Source organism: Pseudomonas sp. MCal1, assembly GCF_026341415.1.
Classification (GTDB): Bacteria; Pseudomonadota; Gammaproteobacteria; order Pseudomonadales; family Pseudomonadaceae; genus Aquipseudomonas.
The window spans coordinates 221,337-244,461 of record NZ_JAKUMP010000005.1; the positions used below are offsets into that span (position 1 = coordinate 221,337).

The 23,125-nt window shown below is 60.4% G+C and carries 22 protein-coding genes; 5 read left to right on the forward strand and 17 right to left on the reverse strand.

Features of this window, described 5'->3' with window-relative positions; genetic code table 11:
- Window positions 1-312: 312 nt before the first annotated feature.
- On the forward strand, window positions 313-1,941 hold the full coding sequence (locus MKZ87_RS10980; RefSeq protein WP_085697280.1) for a glucan biosynthesis protein D: 1,629 nt from the start codon (window positions 313-315) through the stop codon (window positions 1,939-1,941).
- A gap of 117 nt (window positions 1,942-2,058) precedes the next feature.
- Here the strand turns inward: MKZ87_RS10980 and MKZ87_RS10985 are convergent, their stop codons facing one another.
- The 4 genes from MKZ87_RS10985 to MKZ87_RS11000 form a co-directional block, all read right to left on the reverse strand.
- The gene (locus MKZ87_RS10985; protein ID WP_266200880.1) at window positions 2,059-2,592 is read right to left on the reverse strand and encodes a GNAT family N-acetyltransferase; all 534 of its coding nucleotides are present in this window, start codon (window positions 2,590-2,592) and stop codon (window positions 2,059-2,061) included.
- A 91-nt stretch (window positions 2,593-2,683) separates the two neighbouring features.
- Window positions 2,684-3,790 carry an NADH:flavin oxidoreductase/NADH oxidase gene (locus MKZ87_RS10990; RefSeq protein WP_085702552.1) on the reverse strand — a complete coding sequence of 369 codons (1,107 nt, stop codon included), beginning with the start codon at window positions 3,788-3,790 and terminating at the stop codon, window positions 2,684-2,686.
- A gap of 233 nt (window positions 3,791-4,023) precedes the next feature.
- Window positions 4,024-5,733: a single-stranded-DNA-specific exonuclease RecJ gene (recJ, locus tag MKZ87_RS10995; protein ID WP_266200881.1), complete on the reverse strand. Its 1,710-nt coding sequence runs from the start codon at window positions 5,731-5,733 to the stop codon at window positions 4,024-4,026.
- 54 nt (window positions 5,734-5,787) lie between these two features.
- A complete protein-coding gene (locus MKZ87_RS11000; protein WP_007954646.1) occupies window positions 5,788-6,330 on the reverse strand; it encodes a YaeQ family protein in 543 nt (180 codons plus the stop codon).
- A 146-nt stretch (window positions 6,331-6,476) separates the two neighbouring features.
- Here MKZ87_RS11000 and MKZ87_RS11005 point away from each other — a divergent pair, with 146 nt between their 5' ends.
- Entirely contained in the window at window positions 6,477-7,676 is a 1,200-nt protein-coding gene (locus MKZ87_RS11005; RefSeq protein ID WP_266200882.1) for a CaiB/BaiF CoA transferase family protein, read from the forward strand.
- A gap of 13 nt (window positions 7,677-7,689) precedes the next feature.
- Window positions 7,690-8,583 carry a TIGR02285 family protein gene (locus tag MKZ87_RS11010; RefSeq protein WP_227234553.1) on the forward strand — a complete coding sequence of 298 codons (894 nt, stop codon included), beginning with the start codon at window positions 7,690-7,692 and terminating at the stop codon, window positions 8,581-8,583.
- A gap of 174 nt (window positions 8,584-8,757) precedes the next feature.
- Here the strand turns inward: MKZ87_RS11010 and MKZ87_RS11015 are convergent, their stop codons facing one another.
- The 7 genes from MKZ87_RS11015 to xerD all read right to left on the reverse strand — a co-directional run bounded on the left by MKZ87_RS11015 (window position 8,758) and on the right by xerD (window position 15,903).
- Entirely contained in the window at window positions 8,758-9,039 is a 282-nt protein-coding gene (locus MKZ87_RS11015) for a DUF3509 domain-containing protein (protein WP_085697275.1), read from the reverse strand.
- A gap of 164 nt (window positions 9,040-9,203) precedes the next feature.
- Window positions 9,204-9,611, reverse strand: a complete 408-nt coding sequence (locus MKZ87_RS11020) for a response regulator (protein ID WP_085697274.1) — start codon at window positions 9,609-9,611, stop codon at window positions 9,204-9,206.
- A gap of 118 nt (window positions 9,612-9,729) precedes the next feature.
- The gene (locus MKZ87_RS11025) at window positions 9,730-11,100 is read right to left on the reverse strand and encodes a transporter substrate-binding domain-containing protein (protein ID WP_266200914.1); all 1,371 of its coding nucleotides are present in this window, start codon (window positions 11,098-11,100) and stop codon (window positions 9,730-9,732) included.
- A 119-nt stretch (window positions 11,101-11,219) separates the two neighbouring features.
- Window positions 11,220-12,629, reverse strand: a complete 1,410-nt coding sequence (gene thrC / locus MKZ87_RS11030) for a threonine synthase (RefSeq protein WP_085697272.1) — start codon at window positions 12,627-12,629, stop codon at window positions 11,220-11,222.
- Window positions 12,630-12,695: 66 nt separating this feature from the next.
- On the reverse strand, window positions 12,696-14,000 hold the full coding sequence (locus MKZ87_RS11035) for a homoserine dehydrogenase (protein WP_018926703.1): 1,305 nt from the start codon (window positions 13,998-14,000) through the stop codon (window positions 12,696-12,698).
- 132 nt (window positions 14,001-14,132) lie between these two features.
- The gene (gene dsbC / locus MKZ87_RS11040) at window positions 14,133-14,864 is read right to left on the reverse strand and encodes a bifunctional protein-disulfide isomerase/oxidoreductase DsbC (protein WP_227234550.1); all 732 of its coding nucleotides are present in this window, start codon (window positions 14,862-14,864) and stop codon (window positions 14,133-14,135) included.
- Between the two features lie 142 nt (window positions 14,865-15,006).
- Window positions 15,007-15,903, reverse strand: a complete 897-nt coding sequence (gene xerD / locus MKZ87_RS11045; RefSeq protein ID WP_234204542.1) for a site-specific tyrosine recombinase XerD — start codon at window positions 15,901-15,903, stop codon at window positions 15,007-15,009.
- 107 nt (window positions 15,904-16,010) lie between these two features.
- Here xerD and MKZ87_RS11050 point away from each other — a divergent pair, with 107 nt between their 5' ends.
- The gene (locus MKZ87_RS11050; RefSeq protein WP_234204540.1) at window positions 16,011-17,819 is read left to right on the forward strand and encodes a cation:proton antiporter; all 1,809 of its coding nucleotides are present in this window, start codon (window positions 16,011-16,013) and stop codon (window positions 17,817-17,819) included.
- 117 nt (window positions 17,820-17,936) lie between these two features.
- Here MKZ87_RS11050 and MKZ87_RS11055 read toward each other — a convergent pair whose 3' ends face one another.
- The 6 genes from MKZ87_RS11055 to ffh form a co-directional block, all read right to left on the reverse strand.
- Complete coding sequence (locus tag MKZ87_RS11055) at window positions 17,937-18,350, reverse strand: acyl-CoA thioesterase (protein WP_085611435.1); 414 nt, start codon at window positions 18,348-18,350, stop codon at window positions 17,937-17,939.
- Between the two features lie 90 nt (window positions 18,351-18,440).
- Complete coding sequence (gene rplS, locus MKZ87_RS11060) at window positions 18,441-18,791, reverse strand: 50S ribosomal protein L19 (protein ID WP_085697268.1); 351 nt, start codon at window positions 18,789-18,791, stop codon at window positions 18,441-18,443.
- A gap of 45 nt (window positions 18,792-18,836) precedes the next feature.
- Window positions 18,837-19,589 (reverse strand): tRNA (guanosine(37)-N1)-methyltransferase TrmD, encoded by a 753-nt coding sequence (trmD, locus tag MKZ87_RS11065; protein ID WP_007954629.1) that lies wholly within the window; start codon window positions 19,587-19,589, stop codon window positions 18,837-18,839.
- Between the two features lie 3 nt (window positions 19,590-19,592).
- Window positions 19,593-20,129, reverse strand: coding sequence for a ribosome maturation factor RimM (gene rimM / locus MKZ87_RS11070; protein ID WP_085697267.1), 537 nt, complete (start codon window positions 20,127-20,129; stop codon window positions 19,593-19,595).
- 5 nt (window positions 20,130-20,134) lie between these two features.
- Window positions 20,135-20,386 (reverse strand): 30S ribosomal protein S16, encoded by a 252-nt coding sequence (gene rpsP / locus MKZ87_RS11075; RefSeq protein WP_003198088.1) that lies wholly within the window; start codon window positions 20,384-20,386, stop codon window positions 20,135-20,137.
- A 334-nt stretch (window positions 20,387-20,720) separates the two neighbouring features.
- Window positions 20,721-22,097, reverse strand: coding sequence for a signal recognition particle protein (gene ffh, locus MKZ87_RS11080; RefSeq protein ID WP_085702546.1), 1,377 nt, complete (start codon window positions 22,095-22,097; stop codon window positions 20,721-20,723).
- A gap of 209 nt (window positions 22,098-22,306) precedes the next feature.
- On the opposite strand from ffh, the gene MKZ87_RS11085 reads away from it, so the two are divergent.
- Window positions 22,307-23,119: a cytochrome C assembly family protein gene (locus tag MKZ87_RS11085; protein WP_085697265.1), complete on the forward strand. Its 813-nt coding sequence runs from the start codon at window positions 22,307-22,309 to the stop codon at window positions 23,117-23,119.
- The last annotated feature ends 6 nt before the right edge of the window (window positions 23,120-23,125 follow it).

Genomic DNA, 23,125 nt, shown 5'->3' on the forward strand with positions numbered 1-23,125 from the left:
GGTCATGACCGGCGATGCCCATAGAATAGAAATTAAATCGGCGCTGAAAAGCTGTTTTTAGAGTAATTAGTCGAAAAAAGCAGATATGCCCTATAAATCAGAAAAGGCTGTGGGATAAGTAACCGTAACGTCTTGTTTCATTGAGAGGCTAGCGCCGTGCTATCAGGGAATTTTGCAAAATCAGCGAACGGATTAAGCTAGCGCGCATCTGTTACTAGTCCGTAGCGTTTGGCCGAAGGCTTGTCCGAACCGTAATTTCTGATCCAGTACGTGCCAGGAAGGGCGCGGGATTGTCCACGACAGGTTGTATCTATGCACCGCAGGAATTTGCTCAAAGCGTCCATGGCCATTGCGGCTTACACCGGCCTATCCGCCTCGGGCCTGCTCGCTGCTCGCGCCTGGGCCGCCTCTGGCGGTGCCGCCGACGGTGAAGCCCAGGCCTTCGACTTTGAAACGCTGAAGCGCCAGGCCAAACAACTGGCCGGCAGCGCGTATCAGGACACCAAACAGGTGCTGCCGCCGACCCTGGCGACCATGACCCCGCAGAACTTCAACGCGATCCGCTACGACGGCGAGCATTCGCTGTGGAAGGAAAACAAGGGTCAGCTCGATGTGCAGTTTTTCCACGTCGGCATGGGTTTCCGCCAACCAGTGCGCATGTACAGCGTCGATCCCAAGACGCGCATGGCGCGCGAGGTGCATTTCCGCCCTCAACTGTTCAACTACGAAAACACTTCGGTCGATACCCAGCAGCTCAAGGGCGACCTGGGTTTTGCCGGCTTCAAGCTGTTCAAGGCGCCGGAACTGGATCGGCATGACGTGGTGTCGTTCCTCGGCGCCAGCTACTTCCGCGCGGTGGATGCCACTGGCCAATATGGCCTCTCCGCCCGTGGCCTGGCCGTCGACACCTACGCCAAGAAACGCGAAGAATTCCCTGACTTCACCAAGTTCTGGTTCGAGACCCCGGATCAGAACGCGACCCGCTTCGTGGTCTACGCCCTGCTCGACTCGCCGAGCGCGACCGGCGCCTATCGCTTCGACATCGATTGCCAGGCCGAGCGCGTGGTGATGGAGATCGACGCCCACATCAATGCCCGCACTGCCATCGAGCAATTGGGCATCGCGCCGATGACCAGCATGTTCAGTTGCGGCACCCACGAGCGCCGGATGTGCGACACCATTCACCCGCAAATCCACGACTCGGATCGTCTGGCCATGTGGCGCGGTAACGGCGAGTGGATCTGCCGCCCGCTGAACAACCCGGCGACCCTGCAATTCAACGCTTTCGCCGACACCGATCCGAAAGGTTTCGGTCTGGTGCAGACCGACCACGAATTCGCCAACTACCAGGACACCGTCGACTGGTACAGCAAACGTCCGAGCCTGTGGGTAGAACCTACAACCGCGTGGGGCGAAGGCTCTATCGATCTGCTGGAAATTCCTACAACCGGCGAAACCCTCGACAACATCGTTGCATTCTGGACGCCGAAGAAACCGGTGGCGGCCGGCGATTCGCTGAACTACGGCTACAAGCTCTACTGGAGCGCCCTGCCGCCGGTCGGCACGCCGCTGGCGCGGGTTCATGCGACCCGTTCGGGCATGGGTGGATTTGTCGAAGGCTGGGCACCGGGCGAGCATTACCCGCCGGTCTGGGCCCGTCGTTTTGCCGTGGACTTCACCGGTGGCGGTCTGGATCGCCTGCCGCAGGGCACCGGGATCGAACCGGTGGTGACGTGCTCCAACGGCAAGGTGCAGGACTTCAGCGTGCTGGTGCTGGATGACATCAAGGGTTACCGCATCCTGTTCGACTGGTACCCGACCAATGACAGCGTGGATCCTGTAGAACTGCGTCTGTTCATCCGCACCAACGACCGCACGCTGAGCGAGACCTGGTTGTACCAGTACTTCCCGCCGGCACCGGACAAGCGCAAATACCCTTGATGATTCTCTAGCGTCAGATCGGGCCTCATCGCTGGCAAGCCAGCTCCCACATGGATATCGATTGATCACCGAGTTTGTGTACAACCGAAAACCTGTGGGAGCTCGCTTTCGAGGGCGTCAGCCCAGGCGACAGTAAAAGTGGATATCGTGAGGTTCGAGTGCAAACAGCTCGGGATCCGGTTGCGCCAGCAACCGGCAACCCTGGCGCTGATAGAACTCCACGGTATTGCGCGACTCGGTCGCCGAGACATACAACGCCTCGGCGCCGACCTCTCGGCCATGGGCGCAGGCCATCGCAAACAAGCGCCCGCCCAATCCCTGCCCGCGCCAGGCACGGCTGATGTGCAGGAACTTCAACTGCCGCATCTTCAGGCCCTGATTGTGAATAACCCGGTTATCCACAACCACTGCCGCCACCAATGTTTCGCCATCGAAAATCCCGTGTAGCCAACCGCCGCTGCGCCAGCACCTTTCCAATACCCGCGCATTCTCCTCCGCCTCGCCTTCGGGCCAGCCGCGCATGTCGAAACGCGCCGGATACAGAATCAACTCACCGTTTTCCACGCGATAGCATTCCTCGACTAACTCGCTGCGGTCGATCAGCGCCAGCCGCGACAAGTCCGATTCAGTCAGCGCTCGTTCGATCAACATTGCGATCCATTCCTTTGCAATTCCAAACGACAGACAAGAAAAAACCCGCCGGTTCAATGGCGGGTTTTATAGGCTTTGCGACAGGCCGGAATCAATCCCGCAGATCAGACTCGTGAATCGGCTGATCCCGATGGGTCGCACGTTGATACTGCGCCGGCCACACCGCTTTGCGTCCGCCCAGGTCATCGTCGGCATGCAGTGGCCAGTACGGATCACGCAGCAACTCACGGGCGAGGAAGATGATGTCGGCCTGACAGGTTCGCAAAATGTGCTCGGCTTGCGCAGGCTCGGTAATCATTCCCACGGTGCCGGTGGCGATACCTGACTCCTTGCGTACCCGCTCGGCGAAGCGCGTCTGATAACCCGGCCCCACGGGGATTTCGGCGTTGGCCGCCGTGCCGCCCGATGACACGTCGATCAGGTCAGCCCCCAAGGCTTTCAGGCGGCGAGCCAGCTCCACGGTTTCATCCGGGTTCCAGCCGTCCTCGACCCAGTCGGTAGCCGACAGACGCACAAACACCGGCAGTTCCTCCGGCCACACCCCACGCACCGCTTCGGTCACTTGCAGCACCAGACGAATGCGGTTTTCGAACGACCCTCCGTACTGATCGCGGCGCTGGTTACTCAATGGTGAAAGGAACTGGTGCAGCAGATAACCGTGCGCCGCATGCACTTCGACCACACTGAAACCGGCGGTCAGCGCGCGTTTGGCCGCTGCCACAAAGTCCTGAATGACCTGGGCGATCTGCCCTTCATCCAGTTGTTTCGGCTGGGTGTGTTGCGGATCAAAGGCAATCGGCGACGGCCCGACCGGCGTCCAGCCACCATCCTCCGGTTTGACGCTGCCATGCTTGCCGATCCATGGCCGATGGGTGCTGGCCTTGCGCCCGGCGTGGGCCAGTTGAATGCCGGCCACTGCGCCCTGGGCGTTGATGAAACGGGTGATGCGTTGCAGCGGTGCGATCTGTTCGTCGTTCCACAGGCCCAGGTCTTCGGCGGTGATCCGCCCGTCGGCCGTGATCGCCGTGGCTTCGGTAAATACCAGGCCAGCGCCCCCCACGGCACGGCTGCCGAGGTGCACCAGATGCCAGTCGTTGGCCAGGCCATCAACGCTGGAATACTGGCACATGGGCGACACGGCGATGCGGTTGGACAGGGTCAGTTGGCGAAGGGTAAAGGGTTCAAGCAGCAGACTCATGGGGCACCTCTCAATTCAGTGGGCAGGCTCCAGGGTTCTGTTTGAAAAGTCGACGAGTGACAGGAAAAAGGTGCAGCACCCGCCCCCGCGGGCAAAAAATTCGACAAGACGTCACAAGGCCAATCAAGCAGTGCTTAGAGCCTAGTCGACATCCGGGGATGAGGGAGGGTTCAGAAATGAAACAGCACAATTGAAGATTGCCTGCGCCCCTTCAGTAATGGGCGCAATGAGCTTTAGCGCGGCTCGATGTGGGCAATCATCAACTGCACGGTTTCATTGCCGCGAAACTCGTTGAGATCGAGTTTGTAGGCCAGTTCGACCCATTTGATCGTCGGGTTCGGCCAGATATCGCGATCAATGCCGAACGCGATGCCATCAAGCTTCACCGACCCGCATTCGGTTTTCAGCACCACTTTGAGATGCCGCTCGCCGACCACCCGCTGCTCGACCAACTGAAACACGCCGTGGAACAGCGGCTCCGGGAAATGCTGGCCCCACGGCCCGGCGTGGCGCAGGGCGCGGGCCAGTTCCAGATGAAACTCCTCGACCGCCAATGTGCCATCTGACAGCAGGCGCCCGGTCAGGTCTTCTTCGCGAAGTTGCCTACGCACTTCGGCGTCGAATGCCTCGGCAAACAACGGAAAATTCTCCTGCCGCAAGGTCAAGCCCGCCGCCATCGCGTGGCCACCGTACTTCGCGATCAGGTCCGGATGTTGCGCCGCAACCACGCTCAGCGCATCACGGATATGGAAACCCTGCACCGAGCGCCCCGAGCCCTTGAGCAAACCATCGCCTGCATCGGCGAAGGCGATGGTCGGGCGGAAATACCGCTCTTTCATCCGCGACGCCAGAATGCCGATGACACCCTGGTGCCATTCCGGATCGAACAGGCAAAGACCGAAAGGCATCGACTCGACCGGCAAGTCCTTGAGCTGGGCCAGCGCCTCGCGCTGCATGCCTTGCTCGATGGATTTGCGATCCTGGTTCATGCCGTCCAGTTGCGCAGCCATCTCACGGGCCAGCGCAGCGTCGTGGGTCAGCAGGCACTCGATGCCCAGGCTCATGTCATCCAGACGCCCTGCTGCGTTCAGGCGCGGGCCGACGATGAAACCGAGGTCGGTCGACGTGATGCGCGAGGCTTCACGCTTGGCCACTTCCAGGATGGCCTTGATTCCCGGCCGCGCACGCCCGGCGCGAATCCGCTCCAGGCCCTGATGCACCAGAATCCGGTTGTTGGCATCCAGCGGCACCACGTCGGCCACGCTGCCCAACGCCACCAGATCCAGCAGTTCGCCGATGTTCGGTTGTGGTTTGCTCTCGTACCAGCCAAGGCTGCGCAGGCGCGCACGCAAGGCCATCAACACATAAAAAATCACCCCGACACCGGCCAGCGCCTTGCTCGGGAACTCGCAGCCGGGCTGGTTCGGATTGACCAGTGCATCGGCCAGCGGCAGTTCGTCGCCGGGCAAGTGGTGGTCGGTGATCAAGACCTTCAGACCGTGACGTTTCGCGGCCGCCACACCTTCAACGCTGGAAATACCGTTATCAACGGTGATCAACAGTTGCGGCTCGCGGGTCATCGCGACTTCGACGATTTCCGGCGTCAGGCCGTAGCCGTATTCGAAGCGGTTCGGCACCAGATAATCGACGTGCGCCGCGCCCAGCAGGCGCAAACCGAGCACGCCGACGGTACTGGCCGTCGCGCCGTCGGCGTCGAAGTCGCCGACGATCAGGATCCGCTGACGCTGCTCCAGCGCCGTCACCAACAGGTCCACCGCCGCATCGATCCCTTTGAGCTGCTGGAACGGGATCAGCTGCGCCAGGCTCTTGTCCAGCTCCGCCTCGGACTGCACGCCCCGCGCCGCGTACAGGCGGGTCAACAGGGGTGGCAGTTCACCGAGAAACGGCAGAGTGGCGGGCAACGGGCGAGGATCGATACGCATGGGCTAACAGAAGCTTCTCTTGAATACGTGGGATTTTTCGGGAATAGCGCGGACTTAACCGCGCTCGCCTTGCAGCCAGGTGAGCTGGACTTCGTGTTGACCACGGTCGTCAGTCACGAAGATCGTGCCTTCGCTGATCATCACGTCCCACTTGATGACGCGGGGCATGTCCTGGGCCAGGGTTTCCAGCACTTCCTGCGGAACGGCTGCGATGTTGACGTTCTTCAGGTTCTTGATTGCCGGGATTACCTTGCCTTCCCAGACGCGCAGGCTGCCGTAGGCCAGCAGACTGGTGCGCTCGGTGCGACGGGAGCACCAGGTCAGACGATCCGCATCAGGCTGGCCGACTTCGATCCAGTGCAGGACACGATCGTCCAGGCTCTTTTCCCACAGCGCAGGTTCATCCACGTCCGACAGACCACGACCGAACGACAGTTGCTCGTTGTACCAGAGCGCGTAGGCCAACAGGCGCACGGTCATGCGTTCTTCGGTTTCCGAAGGGTGACGGGCGATGGTCTGCTTCACGTTCTCGTAGACGCTGCGGTCGAGATCGGTGAGGTTCAGTTCGAATTTGTAGGTAGTGGACGGCTGGGCCATGAACGGGCTTCTTGATACGAGGAAAGTCGGCAAGTCTAACCGATGCTGTAGGCAATCCACGAATTGATGGCGATCAACCTTGCGCGACTGACAGCCGGCTATGTTAAAACGCTCTATCTGCTCAGCCTTGTCCTACAGGATCTCGCATGCCGTTCGCCAACAAACCGCTCAGCGGTCTGAAAGTCATTGAATTGGGTACTTTGATTGCCGGGCCGTTTGCCTCGCGCATCTGCGGCGAGTTCGGCGCCGAAGTGATCAAGATCGAGTCGCCGGACGGCGGTGATCCGCTGCGCAAATGGCGCAAGTTGTACGAAGGCACGTCGCTGTGGTGGTTCGTCCAGGCACGCAACAAAAAGTCACTGACCCTGAACCTGAAACACCCCGATGGCCTGGCGATCCTGAAAAAACTGCTGGGCGAAGCCGACATCCTGATCGAGAACTTTCGCCCCGGCGTGCTGGAAAAACTCGGCCTGAGCTGGGAAACCCTGCATGCGCTGAACCCGAAACTGGTGATGGTGCGTCTGTCGGGTTTCGGCCAGACCGGGCCAATGAAAGACCAGCCAGGTTTCGGTGCCGTTGGTGAATCCATGGGCGGCCTGCGCTACATCACCGGTTTCGAAGACCGCCCGCCAGTACGCACCGGCATTTCCATCGGCGACTCGATTGCCGCCCTGTGGGGCGTGATCGGCGCGTTGATGGCTTTGCGTCATCGCGAGGTCAACGGCGGGCTCGGTCAGGTGGTCGATGTGGCGCTGTACGAAGCGATCTTCGCCATGATGGAAAGCATGGTGCCGGAATTCGATGTGTTCGGTTTTATCCGTGAACGCACCGGCAACATCATGCCGGGCATCACGCCGTCGTCGATCCACACCAGTGCCGACGGCAAACATGTGCAGATCGGTGCCAATGGCGATGCGATCTTCAAGCGCTTCATGCTGATCATCGGCCGCGAAGATCTGGCCAATGACCCGGCGCTGGCCAGCAACGACGGACGCGACAGCCGTCGTGACGAGTTGTATGGGGTGATCGACCGCTGGGTCAACTCGCTGCCGCTGCAAACGGTACTGGACCTGCTGAACCAGGCCGAAGTGCCGGCCAGCCGGATCTTCAGCGCCGAAGACATGTTCAACGATCCGCAGTACATGGCCCGGGAAATGTTCCTGCACGCCAAACTGCCGGACGGCAAACCCTTCAAGATGCCAGGCATCGTGCCGAAACTCTCTGAGACACCCGGCACGTCCGAATGGGTCGGACCGCAGCTCGGTGAACACAATGCGCAGGTACTTCACGATCTTGGCTACGACGAGAAGCAGGTCGCCCGGCTGCGCGAAGACGGAGCCATCTGAGCTGAAGCGCCTGATGCCCTCGGCCTCGAACCGCGCCCACCATTGGTGGACCTGGCGGTTGTTCGGCCTGCTATTGCTGCTGGTACTGCCGGCGTGGGCGCAGGCCAAACCGACGTTGATCTGGCTGCTGCGCGACCTGCCGCCGCTGACGATCTTAGAAGGCCCGAAAAAGGGCCAGGGCGTTATCGATCAATTGATGCCGATGCTGATTGCCGGCATGCCGCAATACGAACACACCTTGATGCGGGTCAATCGCGCCCGCGGCAATCAAATGCTCCATGAACACCCCTTCGCCTGCGACCCGTCGCTGGTCTGGAACAAGGAGCGGGCGCAATGGATCGCCTTCTCCATCCCCGCGTTTCGCGCGGTCAGCAATGGTTTGGTGGTGCGTCAGAGAGATCGCGAAGTACTCGAGCCATTTCTGGTCGAGGGCGAAGCCGACCTTTCGGCATTTTTGGCCAACGGCGAGCGAAAAGTCGGGGTGGTCGCGGAACGCAGTTATGGCGAGTACATCGATACATTGCTGCATCAGGCACCGGGCGGCGCGTTGACGCCGCATTACGGCAACGATGCGCTCAGCAGCCTGCTGTCGATGCAGCGTCTGGGGCGTTTGCAGGTGGTGCTGGGTTACTGGCCTGAAATCCGCTATCAGGCACGGCAGGCCGAGATCGCCGAGAATGAATTGCTGTTCTTTCCGATTCGCGGCACGGACAAGTATCTGTCAGGCCATGTCGGCTGCACCGACACCACGGCGGGTCGACAGGCGATCACCGAGATCAATCAGCTGTTGCGCACCCTGCCCCACGAACATCTCGACCAGCTCTATGCCGATTGGCTCGACCCCGAGAGTCGCCAGGACTATCTGGAGCAGGCGCGGATTTTCTTCCAGCAACAAGCCGCGCAGTGAAATCCGGGCAAAAAGAAACCCCGAGAAGTGGGGAGACGACTCGGGGTTAAACGTGGTCTGAATCAAAGACCCGTAGCAGCAAGCCACAAGCACCGGAGCACAATGCTTGATCCTGCTGTTACGGGGTCTGACTGACTTGGATGCAGGAAGGTTCCCACAAAAGAAAAATCAGTTTCAGAGGGTCGGGTGCTTGTCGAGGGCTGCGTTTCGCAACGCGGCGATGACACAGGGCTCCAGCCGGCCTTCGGCAATCAGGATGTCACGGTGCAGGCCGTCGACCACATCGGTCAGCTGGCGCTTGTCGCTCAATTGCGCCTGATTGAATTCGCGCTCCACCACGATCGCGCCGTTGCCGTTCTTCAAGGTCACCAGGCATTCGCCGTGGCGACCCCGAGGGGTCAACGTCACCTGATACGGGCTCAGAGCCTCACCGAGCAATAGACTGATACTTTCCATCTCGATCTCCACTCAATAGTCCGAAAACACAGTGTCTGGGGCGTGTTCACAGTAAATGACCACCGGCCCGAGAGGAAAGTTCTGCCTGCCGCCGGCCTCTCCCGGAGCGTCACCGGCCTATCGGAGCATGCATGGCGAAGATGACAGAAAAATAACCATGGGGCTCAAGCGTCGACGGAATGCCGGGGGGTCGCCATGTAGGTGTCCAGCAGACTCCTCATCAACACCGCAGAGACCGGTGTGTGCAGGCGGCCCAGCAAGGTGATCCCGTGCTCGCCCAGCAACGTTTCCAGTTCGTCCAGCAGGCTGGGGGCCACGGTGCCCAGCAGGATCATCGCCCGCGCGCCCTTCCGGTCGGCCAGATGCCGGATCAGCGCCAACCCGTCACCGTTCTGCAATCGCGGATTGCACAGGGTGATGTCGACGGCTCCGCGGCGCTCCAGTGAGCGCTTGGCCGAACCCAGCGACGGCGCGGTCAGGACATCGTAGATACCGATGGCGTTGAGCATCTGGTGCAACGCCATCAGCTGGAACGGATTGGGTTCTAGAATCAGGATCTTGAGCGAGCGCATGGGACGACCTCTGGAGCGACAATCGCGGATTCACGCCGCAGTGGCCTGTCACTCTAGGGCAGTCGTCCTAAGCCTCCCATCAGAAAAGGAATCGCGGTTTATAGGACTTTTCCCATCTTTAATGCAGACATCGACACCCGCTCTCCTTTCGACGCTCGGTGATGTCCGTCCAGCCGCCAAGCAGACCGCGCAGTTTTCCGTCGGCACAGTAAAACGGCACCGTCCACTGATAGATCTGACGAGGGCCGCTCTTGAACATCAGTTGCCGTTTGCTGAAGCGCGTTTTACGCGTGCCCAGTTGCGCCATGAATTCGTCGTGCAGCATCAGTGCCGTCGCCTGTGGAAGTGCGTCGAACTCGAACAGCATCCGCCCCTGGACCTGCTCCTGACGGACCGACAGCGCATCTTCATAACTGCGGTTGCACATGATCAACCGACCCTGCAGATCGCGCACGAACACGGGATCGGGCATCGCATCGATCAGCGCATGTTGAAAGGCCAATTGATCTCGCAGATCCTTTTCGGCCGCACGTCTCTGTTTTATCTCGGCCGCCAGTCGACGGTTCCACAACAACGACAGGAGTCCGAACACTCCGAGTCCGCCTATCGCCCAGCATCCCCCCTTGATCAGTTGCGACGTGATCGAGGGTGTCGGCGCGGGAGCAATGCCATCCAGCCATTTCATGCGCATGGCGCGCAGTTCGGCCGCAGAGAAAGCGCCCAAGGCCTTGTTGAGGATGCTCACCAGTTCGGGCAGCCCTTTGCGTACTGCCAGATGGTCAGCCTCCCACTTGCCCTCCACGAGACCGCCGACCCTGAGCAGGCCAGAGGGAAACAGCTGAGCGCCGATCTCGTTTTCGATGGTCGCGTAGGCCTCGCCACTCTCGACCAGGGCCCGCGCCTCGGCATACGTCTTGACCGAGCGGATCTCGATTGCCGGGTAGTCGCGTCGAATGCTGTCCTCCAGCGCATGCCGGGCCGGCAGCACCAGCACCCGCTTGGCCAGCGCCGCAAGCGACTGTATCGCGGGCTCGTCAGCGTGCCCGACGAACACCCAGCCGGCACCGCCGAACGCGTGACTGAAATCCAGAAACGCCTTGCGCTCGTCGTTCATCGCCAGCGTTGTGCTCATATCGGCCACACCACTCTGGAGCCGTTCAAGCAGGTGATCGGTGGAGAATGACTCCTGATGCACAAACTGCAGGCCGGTCAAGGCACTGATGTGCGACAGGACATCGTTGTTCAAGCCGCTCCACTGGCCATGCTCATCCTGAAACAGATACAACGGGTACTGCACCGAGGCGACGGTCACTCGGGGGTTATCTCGAATCCACTGACGCTCGTGCTCATCGAGCTCGATCGGCTGAACATCCTCCAGCGCAACGGAATGCTTCGCCAGATGGCCTGCTTCAGCCCACGGTGACAGCCCGAAGCAGCCCAATAAAAACAACCAGCACAGGGCTGGTTTCAATCCTGAAAAAAACCGCATTGCCACATCCTTCGTCATCGACTCGCCCGTCCTTGGTGGGCGAAACGCGCGCAGTGTGGCATGCAAAAACAAGAAAGCCCGTCAGGAGACGGGCTTCAAAATGTGACAGCTCTGCGGGCTTAAAGAGGCTTGCCGCGGTTGCCATGCTGACTTACAAAGGCCTGCACGGCTTTGAGCTCGTTCGGCAGGACAGTGCAGCGCTCTTCTCTCTCAAACAAATCAGAAAGATGTGTAGGTAGCTCGAGTGCTTTTCCTACGCCTGCTTTCTCCACTGCGTCCGGGAACTTGACCGGATGCGCCGTGCCCAGAATCACCATCGGGATGTCCAGGCTGCGACGGCATTCGCGAGCGGCTTTCACGCCGATGGCGGTGTGCGGGTCGAGCACTTCACCGGTCTGCTCGTAGACTTCGGCGATGGTCTCGCAGGTTTGCGCATCGTCCACGGCCAGCGAGTCGAACAGTTTGCGTGCCTCGGTCCAGCGTTCCTGTTCGACGCTGAAACCGCCGCCCTGCTTGAACGAGTCCATCAGGCCGGCGATCGCCGCGCCATTGCGACCGTGCAGGTCGAACAGCAGGCGTTCGAAGTTCGACGAGACCATGATGTCCATCGACGGCGACAGCGTGGCGTGCAGGGTTTCCTTGACATACTGGTTGCCGCTCATGAAGCGGTGCAGGATGTCGTTGCGGTTGGTGGCAACCACCAACTGGTTGATCGGCAGGCCCATGTTGCGCGCCAGATAGCCGGCGAAGATGTCGCCGAAGTTGCCCGTCGGCACCGAGAACGACACCGAACGCGCCGGGCCGCCCAATTGCAGGGCTGCATGGAAGTAGTAAACGATCTGGGCCATGATCCGCGCCCAGTTGATCGAGTTCACCGCCACCAGGCGCGTGCCCTTGAGGAAGCTCTGGTCGGCGAAGCTGGCCTTGACCATTTCCTGGCAGTCATCGAAGTTGCCTTCGATGGCGATGTTGTGGATGTTTTCACCGAGGATGGTGGTCATCTGCCGACGCTGCACTTCAGACACACGGTTGTGCGGGTGCAGGATGAAGATGTCGACGTTTTCGCAGTGCTTGCAGCCTTCGATGGCGGCCGAACCGGTGTCACCGGAGGTGGCGCCGACGATGACCACGCGCTCGCCGCGCTTTTCCAGTACGTAGTCGAGCAAGCGACCGAGCAGTTGCAGGGCGAAGTCCTTGAACGCCAGGGTCGGACCGTGGAACAGCTCCAGCACCCATTCGTTGCCGTTCAGCTGACGCAGCGGCGCAACGGCGTTGTGGGCGAACACACCGTAGGTTTCTTCAAGAATCTTTTTGAAATCGGCGTCCGGAATGCTGCCGGTGACGAACGGGCGCATGACCCGGAAAGCCAGCTCGTGATACGGCAGGCCGGCCCAGGAAGCGATTTCTTCCTGGGTGAAACGTGGCAGGTTTTCCGGGACGTACAGACCGCCGTCGGTGGCAAGACCGGCCAGCAGGACGTCTTCGAAATTCAGGGCCGGTGCCTGGCCGCGGGTACTGATGTAACGCATGACTGACTCCAATGGACAGTGTTCACGACACCGGCCCCGCTGGCGGGACCGGTGAAGGAGATCGGCTTAGTTCAGGTGCTCGACACGGATCCGCACAACCGGACCGACCACGCCCGCCAGCGCTTCAAGGGCGGCGATCGCATCGTTGATGTGCTGTTCCAGCACGCGGTGGGTCAGCAGGATCATCGGCACCAGGCCGTCGTGTTCCTCGACTTCCTTCTGCATGATCGACTCGATGTTGATGCCGCGCTCCGAGAGGATGCTCGCCACCTGAGCGAGTACGCCCGGGTGATCCTTGGCCTGGATGCGCAGGTAGTAGGCACTTTCGCAGGCCTCGATCGGCAGGATCGGATGAGCCGACAGCGAGTCCGGCTGGAAGGCCAGGTGCGGCACGCGGTTTTCCGGGTCGGAGGTCATGGCGCGAACCACGTCCACCAGATCCGCGATCACCGACGAAGCGGTCGGCTCCATGCCGGCGCCGGCGCCGTAGAACAGGGTCGAACCGGCAGCGTCGCCATTGACCATCACCGCGTTCATCACGCCGTTGACGTTGGCGATCAGACGATCGGCCGGGATCAGCGTCGGGTGTACGCGCAACTCGATACCCGCGGCGGTGCTGCGTGCAACGCCCAGGTGCTTGATGCGGTAGCCCAGCGCTTCGGCGTAGTTCACGTCGGCGGTGGTCAGCTTGGTGATGCCTTCGGTGTAAGCCTTGTCGAACTGCAGCGGAATACCGAATGCGATCGATGCCAGGATCGTCAGCTTGTGCGCGGCGTCAATGCCCTCGACGTCGAAGGTCGGATCGGCTTCGGCGTAACCCAGCGCTTGCGCCTCGGCCAGCACGTCTTCGAAGGTACGACCCTTCTCGCGCATTTCGGTGAGGATGAAGTTGCCGGTGCCGTTGATAATCCCGGCGACCCAGTTGATACGGTTGGCGGACAGGCCTTCCCGGATCGCCTTGATCACTGGAATGCCGCCGGCGACCGCCGCTTCGAATGCCACGATCACGCCTTTCTCGCGTGCCTTGGCGAAAATTTCATTACCGTGAACGGCAATCAGAGCCTTGTTCGCGGTGACCACATGCTTGCCATTCTCGATGGCCTTGAGTACCAGCTCGCGGGCAACGGTGTAGCCGCCCATCAGCTCTATGACGATGTCGATCTCAGGGTTCGTGGCCACTTCGAAGACATCGTTGGTAATCGCAATACCGGTCGTCTGGAACTGAGGCTTTGGCGTGCGCATGGCAATTTGTGCCACTTCGATTCCACGCCCGGCACGACGAGCAATTTCCTCGGCGTTGCGCTGAAGTACGTTGAAGGTTCCGCCACCGACGGTCCCTAACCCACAGATGCCTACTTTGACCGGTTTCACTGTGAACTCCCCATAAAACGGCCGACACGAGGCCGGCCGTGAAAACAACCGCAGGTTCGCGGCTCTCTGTTGATGGCCCGGCAATCCAGCCGCCGGACCACGCTCGTCAACGCCTGAGCGTGACGATGCGAATTACTTCGCGCCCAGCGCCAGTTTGGCGACTTGTGGCGCAGGCTGGTAGCCCGGAATGACTTGTCCGTCGGCCAAAACGATGGCCGGTGTGCCGTTCACGCCGATCGACTGACCGAGGGCGAACTGCCTGGACACCGGGTTCTCGCACTTGGCGGCCTTGATTTCCTTGCCATCGACCATTTTGTCCATGGCCGCTTTCTTGTCTTTCGAGCACCAAACGGCTTGCAGCTGTTCGTCGCCCGGCGAGCCAAGGCCCTGACGCGGGAACGCCACGTAACGCACTTCGATGCCACGCTTGTTCAGCTCGGGCACTTCAGCGTGCAGCTTGTGGCAGTACGGGCAGGTGGTGTCGGTGAACACGGTGATGTGCGACTTGGTTTCGCCCACGGCCGGGTAAACCACGGTCTCGGCCACCGGGATCGCATTGATCAGTTTGGAAATGCCCAGGCGCTCGGTCTTCTCGGTCAGGTTGACCGGTTTGCCGTCCTTGAGCTGGAACATGTAGCCCTGAACGATGTACTGGCCGTCGGCGCTGGCGTAGAGCACGCGGCTGCCCTTGAGCTTGACTTCGTACAGGCCCGGCAGCGGGCTGGCGGTGATGGTGTCCACCGGCACGTCGAGCTGGAGGTTTTCCAGGCTTTGGCGAATCGCTTTGTCGGCCGCGTCATCGGCGACGGCAAAGGTGCTGACCAACGCAATGGCTGCGGCGGCGAAAATCTGGGTCAGACGCATGAGAACTCCTGAAGGCGGACAAATGGAACGATCAGAACGCCCGTGCCGGAACACCGGGTCATAACCGCCCATCGTGCAAACCGGCAAAGCCTACCACATAAGGCTCCCGTGGCCGAATGCGCCTGTCGCAAGACAAACGGGCTCAGCCGCGCGGGTGATGTTTGGCATGCAGATCCTGCAAACGCGCCCGGGCGACGTGAGTGTAGATCTGCGTGGTCGACAGGTCGCTGTGGCCCAACAGCATCTGCACCACCCGCAAGTCCGCGCCATGGTTGAGCAAGTGGGTGGCAAACGCGTGACGCAGGGTGTGCGGCGACAGTGATTTTCCGATCCCGGCGACCTTGGCCTGATGCTTGATGCGGTGCCAGAAGGTCTGCCGAGTCATCTGCTCGCCGCGCTGGCTGGGAAACAGCACATCACTGGGGCGCCCGCCCAGCAGTTCGCTGCGGCCGTCGCGCAGGTAGCGCTCGACCCAGACAATCGCTTCCTCGCCCATCGGCACCAACCGCTCCTTGCTGCCCTTGCCCATCACCCGCAACACGCCCTGACGCAGGTTGACCTGCTCCAGGGTCAGGCTGATCAACTCGGTCACCCGCAGTCCACAGGCGTAAAGCACTTCGAGCATGGCGCGGTCGCGCTGACCGATGGCTTCACTCAAATCCGGCGCCTTGAGCAGCGCTTCAACGTCGGCTTCCGACAGGGACTTTGGCAATGGCCGACCGAGCTGCGGCATATCCACGCGCAAGGTCGGATCGACCGAAATCAGTTTTTCCCGCAACAGATAGCGATAAAAGCCACGCACACCCGAGAGGAATCGCGCGGTGGAGCGAGGTTTGTAGTTCTGCTCCAGACGCCAGGCCAGGTGATCGAGGATCAGTTCGCGACCGGCATTGATCAGCTCGAGACCTTTGTCCTGCAACCAGCCGTTGAACAGCGCGAGATCACTGCGATAGGCGTTGCGAGTGTTGTCGGAGAGACCTTTTTCCAGCCAGATGGCGTCGAGAAACTGGTCGATCAGTGGGTGGTCGATGGCAGGCATGGGCGCTCAAGTCACGCAGGCTTGGCACTGCGCGCAAATAAAGAGTGAACGGTTGAAATGGCCGCTAGTCTTTCATAGCCCGCTATTTCAAGGAACAGGGAGCTTCAATGAACGAGCAGCAAATTCTGTTGGCTTTCGGCGGTATCGGTGCCGCCGCGCTGGGCTGTCAATGGCTCGCCTGGCGCCTGAAGCTGCCGGCGATTCTGTTTCTGCTGCTGACCGGCATCCTGGCAGGCCCCGTGCTGGGCTGGCTCGACCCGCAGGAAATGTTCGGTCCGTTGCTGATGCCTCTGGTGTCGCTGGCGGTGGCGCTGATTCTGTTTGAAGGCAGCCTGACCCTGCACCTGTCGGAGTGGCGCGAGATCGGCAGCGTCGTGCATCGCCTGGTCACAATCGGAGCGCTCTCGACCTGGACAGTGATTGCGGTCGCGACTCACTGGCTGCTGGGCTTCGACTGGCTGCTCGCCATCCTGTTCGGCAGCCTGACCCTGGTCACCGGCCCGACCGTGATCGTGCCCATGCTGCGCGTGGTACGTCCCAAGGCATCGATCGCCAACATCCTGCGCTGGGAAGGGATTGTGATCGACCCGATCGGGGCGCTGCTCGCGGTGGTGGTCTACAGCTTCATCATCGCCAGTGCCGAGGGCCAAGGTCTCAAGCAGAGCCTGTTGACCTTCGGCGGAGTGATTCTGTGCGGAAGTCTGTTCGGTGTGGCCGGCGGCTGGCTGCTGGGCACCATCATCCGTCGTCAGTGGCTACCGGAATACCTGCACAACCTCGCGTCGTTGGCGGCGGTGCTGGGGATCTTCATTGCAGCCAACGAGGTGATGCACGAATCGGGACTGCTGGCGGTAACGCTGATGGGCATGTGGCTGGCCAATATGAAGGGTGTGGATGTGCGGCATATTCTGCACTTCAAGGAAAATCTCAGCGTGCTGCTGATTTCCGGGCTGTTCATTCTGCTGGCGGCACGCCTGGATCTGAATGCGCTGATCGGCCTCGGGCCGCTGGTATTGATTCTGCTGCTGGTCATCCAGCTGATCGCCCGGCCTTTGAATGTAATGCTGAGTACCGCCGGCTCCAGCTTGAGCTGGCGTGAACGTGCATTGCTGTGCTGGATTGCCCCGCGCGGTATCGTCGCCGCGGCGGTCTCGGCGATCTTTGCGATTCGCCTGGATGAAGCGGGCCATGAAGGCGCGCTGTTGCTGGTGCCGCTGACCTTCGCCGTGATTATCGGCACCGTTGTGCTGCAAAGTGCGACTGCCCGACCCTTGGCGCGCCTGTTAAAGGTTGCGGAGCCTGCGCCGAGCGGCTTTCTTATCGTCGGGGCGAACGGCCCTGCGCGCCTGCTTGGCAAATCGCTACAGCAGTTGGGCAGCCGGGTGCTGCTGACGGATTCGAGCTGGGAAAACATCCGGGCGGCGCGCATGGATGGCTTGCCGACCTACTTCGGCAATCCGGCCTCGCAGCATGCCGATGCGCATCTGGACCTGGTCGGACTGGGGCATTTGCTGGCGCTGTCACCGTCGGGCGAACTCAATACGCTGGCGGCCATGCGCTTTCGCCATGACTTCGGCCATCAACGTCTGTTCGGACTCGCCAGCGGGCAGGAGAGCCGGCGCAGCGACAAACATCGCGCAAGTCTTGAGCATCGCGGCAATCAACTGGGTAGCGAGGCGTTCACCTACGCGAAGTTGGCCAGCCAGATGGGCCAAGGGGCCGAGTTGTACAGCACAACGTTGACGGATGGGTTTGGCTGGGAGGATTACCAGGCGTTGCATGGCAATCGTGCGACGCTGCTGTTCATGCGTGATGACAGTGGCTGGGTGCATGTCGTGTCGCCGGAAACCGTGCTGAAGCCGGGGCCGGGGTGGACGTTGCTGGCGCTGATTCAGCCGGAGAGTGTCAGCGCCTGACAGACCGGATCGCGGGCAAGCCCGTTCCCACAGGTTTTGTTTGGTCCGCTGATATTGTGCTCGGCACCGACACTGTGGGAGCGGGCTTGCCCGCGAATGCTTCGGCTCGGTGCAGGGTCAGGCTGAGAAACCTGGCAGCACGGGCACCGGACGCTTGTCATCATCGATGGCGACAAAGCTGAACTGCCCGTGAATCGCTTTCTCACGCCCGTCGCAGCTCATGCTTTCCACGAACACTTCCACCTCGACCTTGAGACTGGTGTTGCCGACCTTGATCACCCGTCCAACCAGTTCGACGATGGAACCTGCCGGAATCGCGTGATTGAAGTCGATGCGATCGGTCGACACGGTCACCAGCGGCAAACGGCAGAAGCGCGTGGCAGTGATGAACGACACTTCGTCCATCCAGGCCAGCGCGGTGCCACCGAACAGGGTGTTGTGGTGATTGGTGGTCGGCGGGAAAACCGCCTTGGTCACGCGGGTCACCGAGAGTTCGGTGCGGCGTTCGATTTCTTGCTCGCGAGGGGTCATGGGTCAGGCCTGAAACGGAATGCTGTGGATAAATTGCGGGCAACAAAAAAGCAGCCCGCAGGCTGCTTTCTTCTGCATCGGAAGCTGGACTTAAGCCAGTTTTTCCTTGATGCGAGCTGCTTTACCCGACAGGTCGCGCAGGTAGTACAGCTTGGCTTTACGTACGTCACCGCGACGCTTGACAGCCATGCTGTCGATCTGCGGGGAGTAGGTCTGGAAAGTACGTTCTACGCCAACACCGTTGGAGATTTTACGAACGGTGAACGCACTGTTCACGCCGCGGTTACGCTTGGCGATTACAACGCCTTCGAACGCTTGCAGACGGGAACGATCGCCTTCCTTCACTTTCACCTGAACGACGATGGTGTCGCCTGGGGCAAAGGTAGGGACTTCTTTGGTCATCTGCTCTGCTTCGAGTGCAAGGATGATTTTGTTGGTCATGCTGTGCTCCTAAGGTAAATCGTCTGATCTACCATCGATACGTTGTTAACTATCGTCCCGCTCGCGGATGTATTCCTCGAGCAGCTTCTTCTCTTCTCCAGAAAGCGAGCGGCTTTCCAGAAGATCGGCGCGTCGTTCATAGGTCCTGCCGAGGGACTGCTGTAAACGCCAACGCCGGATATGCGCGTGATTGCCACTCAGCAACACGTCGGGAACACGCTGATCCGCATACACCTCAGGTCGGGTGTAGTGCGGGCAATCCAGCAGACCATCCGTAAAGGAATCTTCCTCAGCGGAATCCGCATGCCCTAAAGCTCCGGGCAGCAGTCGTGTAACCGCATCGATCATGACCATGGCCGGCAGCTCGCCGCCAGACAACACATAGTCACCAATCGACCACTCTTCATCGACATGAGCATCAATAAAACGCTCGTCAATGCCTTCATAGCGACCGGCAATCAGGATCAATGCATCCGATTTCGCCAGTTCGCGTACCGCCGACTGAGTCAGTTGACGGCCTTGGGGGGACAGGTAAATCACCTTCGCCGCCTCCCCGGCTGCTGCCTTGGCCTGAACCAGAGCATCTTCCAGGGGCTTGATCTTCATCACCATGCCCGGACCACCGCCAAACGGGCGATCGTCCACAGTGTGATGCCGATCCGTCGTGTAATCCCGCGGATTCCAACAGGTCAGCTGCAACAGCCCCTGTTTGACCGCACGACTGGTAATGCCGTACTCACTGATGGCCGAGAACATCTCGGGGAACAGCGTAATGACGTCTACGCGCAGGCTGGCCATTGCTTAGAAGTCCGCGTCCCATTCCACCCTCATCACGCCTGCTTCCAGGTCGATTGCCAGCACGCATTGCTCCGTATAGGGCAACAACCGCTCGCGATCATCCAGGCTGCCGACGCAGGGCTTGACCACCAATACATCGTTCGCGCCGGTCTCCAACAGGTGATCAACCTTGCCGAACAGTTGTTCGTCCTGGTTGATGACACTCAGACCCTGCAACTGGTACCAGTAGTACTCGTCGCCAGTCAGGTCGGGCAAAAGGCTTCGTGAGATGCAAATCTCGTAACCGCTCAGAAGACGAGCTTCATCACGATCGTCGAGGCCTTTGAGCTTGGCAACCAGATCCTTTTGAGTGGATCGACCGCTGACCAGCTCGACCTGCTTTACCACGCCTTCGCGCCGAAGCGTCCAGTTGCGGTAGTTCAACAGGTTTTCAATCGGATCGGTAAAGGAAAAGACCTTCACCTCGCCGCGAACGCCGTGAACCGAAAAAATCTTGCCGACAACGATCAGGTCATCAGCTTTTTCTGGCGTCGCGCTCATACTGCTCAGGCTGCAGCCTTGGCAGATTCCTTCAGCAACTGAGCAACACGCTCAGAAGGCTGTGCACCAACGCTCAGCCAGTAGGCAACGCGCTCTTGGTTCACGGACAGACGAACTTCCTGACCACGGGCAACAGGGTTGAAGAAACCAACCTGTTCTTTGTGGGAACCGTCACGCGGGTTGCGGGAGTCGGTTACGGTCAGGTGGTAAAACGGGCGCTTTTTGGAGCCGCCAAGGGCAAGACGGATTGTTAGCATGTGAACATCGTTCCTGTAGTCGGTGCTGCAAATCTAAATGCACAGCGGGCATGGGTGCCCGAAAGGCCGCATATTCTAAGGAATATCCGGACTTTTGCAAATGACTTTTTCCGGCGCCTGTGGCATGCCGTGCAGATTTGCATATGGGGCCGTCATTCAAAACGGCCGGTCAGCTCCCGCCGAGTGCGGGTTTGCTGTTGATCCTGCGTCCTTGCAGGGTCTGCGCCGGCGCGACGACCGGCGAGAATCCAGTGTCCCGTCTCAGCCATTTCGCTCACTTTTGGCGAGTGACGGTTGCCGCCACAAGTGAGCGAAATGGGTGAGGCGGGACACCTTACATTTTCGGCATGCCGCCGCCGGGCAACATACCGCCCATGCCGCGCATCATTTTCGCCATTCCGCCCTTGGCGGAGAATTTCTTCATCATCTTCTGCATCTGCTTGTGCTGCTTGATCAAGCGACCGATGTCCTGCACCTGGGTGCCGGAACCCATGGCGATCCGACGCTTGCGCGAACCGCTGATCAGCTCAGGGTCGCGGCGCTCGGCCGGGGTCATGGAGTTGATGATGGCTTCCATCTGTTTGAACTGCTTCTCTGCGGCGTTCTGGGCGTTGCCCATTTGCGAGAGATTGACGCCGCCGATGCTCGGCAGTTTGTCCATGAGCCCGCCGAGGCCGCCCATGTTCTTCATCTGTTGCAACTGATCGCGGAAGTCTTCGAGATCGAAGCCCTTGCCCTTCTTCAGCTTTTTAGCAAGCTTGTCGGCCTTGTCCTTGTCGAGGGTCGCTTCGGCCTGTTCGATCAGGCTGAGCACGTCGCCCATGCCGAGGATCCGCGAAGCGATACGCTCAGGGTGGAACGGATCGAGCGCTTCGCTCTTCTCGCCCATACCGATGAACTTGATCGGCTTGCCGGTGATCGCGCGAACGGACAGCGCGGCACCGCCACGGGCATCACCGTCGACCTTGGTCAGGATCACGCCGGTCAGCGGCAGCGCATCACCGAAGGCCTTGGCCGTGTTGGCCGCGTCCTGACCGGTCATGGCGTCGACCACGAACAGGGTTTCAACCGGATTGATCGCGGCATGCAGCGCCTTGATCTCGCCCATCATCTCTTCATCGATGTGCAGACGACCGGCGGTGTCGACGATGACCACGTCGATGAATTTCAGTTTTGCTTCTTTAATAGCCGCGTTGGCGATGTCGACCGGCTTCTGGCTCAGGTCGGACGGGAAGAACGTCACGCCGATGTCGTTGGCCAGGGTTTCCAGCTGTTTAATAGCAGCAGGACGGTAGATGTCCGCCGACACGACCATGACCGACTTCTTCTTGCGCTCTTTAAGGAAGCGCGCCAGTTTGCCGGCGGTGGTGGTTTTACCCGCGCCCTGCAGACCGGCCATCAGAATGACGGCAGGCGGCACGGCGCTCAGGTTCAAGTCTTCGTTGGCCGCACCCATCAGGGTTTCGAGCTCGGCCTGGACGATCTTCACGAACGCCTGGCCCGGCGTCAGGCTGCGCGACACCTCGGTGCCGACAGCGCGTTCCTTGACCGAATTGACGAAGTCCTTGACCACCGGCAGGGCGACGTCAGCCTCGAGCAACGCCATGCGCACTTCGCGCAGGGTGTCTTTGATGTTGTCCTCGGTCAGTTTCGCCTTGCCGGTGACATGGCGCAGCGTCTGCGAGAGACGGTCGGTTAAGTTTTCAAACATTGCGCGATCCTTTCAGGCCCTGTGTAGACCGGGATAATGGCGGCCCAGACCGGAATCAACATGTGCTCGGCGAGCCTGCGGCGTGGGCAGGTCGCGGATTATAGCGAAGACTGCGTCTGGCGGACACCTCGCTGTCAGCTTGCCGGTCTTTCGTGCGACGGCGGTTCTATGCCAAACTCAGCGCCTTTCGGGCTTGCCTAACAGGATTTATGCTCCCCTTGTCACCGAGTTTGCTGACCACCCTCGCCGCCGCACTTCTCTACGCCGCTGCGACCCTCTACCAGGGCACCCGCCTGGCCACTGGCGCCAAGGCCAACAAGCGCCTGCTGGTCTCGCTCGGCGTCCTCGCCGTGCTGGCCCACAGCGCAAGCCTGCTCACGCATTTATTGACGCCGATCGGTCTGGGCCTGGATTTCTTCAGCGCCTCAAGCCTTATCGCCGCCGCTGTCATCGCCCTGACCCTGCTGGCCTGCTCGCGGATTCCAGTGGAAAACCTGCTGGTGCTGCTGTTCCCGCTGGGTGCGATCACGGTGCTGCTGGCGCAGTTCGCGCCGACTGGCACGGTACAGATCATTGATGAAGAGCCAGGCATCCTCGCGCACATTCTGTTGTCGATCCTCGCCTACGGCATGTTCACCATCGCGGTTTTTCAAGCCTTGTTGCTGCTGGTGCAGGATCATCAGCTCAAGCACAAACATCCGTCCGGGCTGATCAAGAACTTCCCGCCACTGCAAACCATGGAAAGCCTGCTGTTCGGCTTCCTCTGGGCAGGCTGGACATTGCTGTCGCTGTCGCTGATCTCCGGCTGGCTGTTCGTCGAGAATCTGTTTGCGCAACACCTGGTGCATAAAACCTTGCTGGCCTGCCTGGCCTGGATCGTGTTCAGCGTCCTGCTCTGGGGCCGTAACCGCCTCGGCTGGCGCGGCCACAAGGCAATCCGCTGGACCCTCGCCGGTTTCTGCCTGCTGATGCTCGCGTATTTCGGCAGCAAACTGGTTCGTGAATACATCCTGCACATCTGACGGGCG

What these genes read in the sequence shown, in the direction of transcription:
- rplS (WP_085697268.1), bottom strand. Translation starts at nt 18,791, where the DNA reads ATGACCAACAAAATCATCCTTGCACTCGAAGCAGAGCAGATGACCAAA.
- MKZ87_RS10985 (WP_266200880.1), bottom strand. Translation starts at nt 2,592, where the DNA reads ATGTTGATCGAACGAGCGCTGACTGAATCGGACTTGTCGCGGCTGGCG.
- dsbC (WP_227234550.1), bottom strand. Translation starts at nt 14,864, where the DNA reads ATGCGTCTGACCCAGATTTTCGCCGCCGCAGCCATTGCGTTGGTCAGC.
- MKZ87_RS10980 (WP_085697280.1), top strand. Translation starts at nt 313, where the DNA reads ATGCACCGCAGGAATTTGCTCAAAGCGTCCATGGCCATTGCGGCTTAC.
- trmD (WP_007954629.1), bottom strand. Translation starts at nt 19,589, where the DNA reads ATGGCCAGCCTGCGCGTAGACGTCATTACGCTGTTCCCCGAGATGTTC.
- MKZ87_RS11055 (WP_085611435.1), bottom strand. Translation starts at nt 18,350, where the DNA reads ATGACCCCTCGCGAGCAAGAAATCGAACGCCGCACCGAACTCTCGGTG.
- MKZ87_RS11020 (WP_085697274.1), bottom strand. Translation starts at nt 9,611, where the DNA reads ATGCGCTCGCTCAAGATCCTGATTCTAGAACCCAATCCGTTCCAGCTG.
- MKZ87_RS11025 (WP_266200914.1), bottom strand. Translation starts at nt 11,100, where the DNA reads ATGCGGTTTTTTTCAGGATTGAAACCAGCCCTGTGCTGGTTGTTTTTA.
- MKZ87_RS11010 (WP_227234553.1), top strand. Translation starts at nt 7,690, where the DNA reads ATGCCCTCGGCCTCGAACCGCGCCCACCATTGGTGGACCTGGCGGTTG.
- MKZ87_RS11085 (WP_085697265.1), top strand. Translation starts at nt 22,307, where the DNA reads ATGCTCCCCTTGTCACCGAGTTTGCTGACCACCCTCGCCGCCGCACTT.
- thrC (WP_085697272.1), bottom strand. Translation starts at nt 12,629, where the DNA reads ATGCGTTACATCAGTACCCGCGGCCAGGCACCGGCCCTGAATTTCGAA.
- MKZ87_RS11005 (WP_266200882.1), top strand. Translation starts at nt 6,477, where the DNA reads ATGCCGTTCGCCAACAAACCGCTCAGCGGTCTGAAAGTCATTGAATTG.
- rpsP (WP_003198088.1), bottom strand. Translation starts at nt 20,386, where the DNA reads ATGCTAACAATCCGTCTTGCCCTTGGCGGCTCCAAAAAGCGCCCGTTT.
- ffh (WP_085702546.1), bottom strand. Translation starts at nt 22,097, where the DNA reads ATGTTTGAAAACTTAACCGACCGTCTCTCGCAGACGCTGCGCCATGTC.
- rimM (WP_085697267.1), bottom strand. Translation starts at nt 20,129, where the DNA reads ATGAGCGCGACGCCAGAAAAAGCTGATGACCTGATCGTTGTCGGCAAG.
- xerD (WP_234204542.1), bottom strand. Translation starts at nt 15,903, where the DNA reads ATGCCTGCCATCGACCACCCACTGATCGACCAGTTTCTCGACGCCATC.
- recJ (WP_266200881.1), bottom strand. Translation starts at nt 5,733, where the DNA reads ATGCGTATCGATCCTCGCCCGTTGCCCGCCACTCTGCCGTTTCTCGGT.
- MKZ87_RS11000 (WP_007954646.1), bottom strand. Translation starts at nt 6,330, where the DNA reads ATGGCCCAGCCGTCCACTACCTACAAATTCGAACTGAACCTCACCGAT.
- MKZ87_RS11015 (WP_085697275.1), bottom strand. Translation starts at nt 9,039, where the DNA reads ATGGAAAGTATCAGTCTATTGCTCGGTGAGGCTCTGAGCCCGTATCAG.
- MKZ87_RS11050 (WP_234204540.1), top strand. Translation starts at nt 16,011, where the DNA reads ATGAACGAGCAGCAAATTCTGTTGGCTTTCGGCGGTATCGGTGCCGCC.
- MKZ87_RS10990 (WP_085702552.1), bottom strand. Translation starts at nt 3,790, where the DNA reads ATGAGTCTGCTGCTTGAACCCTTTACCCTTCGCCAACTGACCCTGTCC.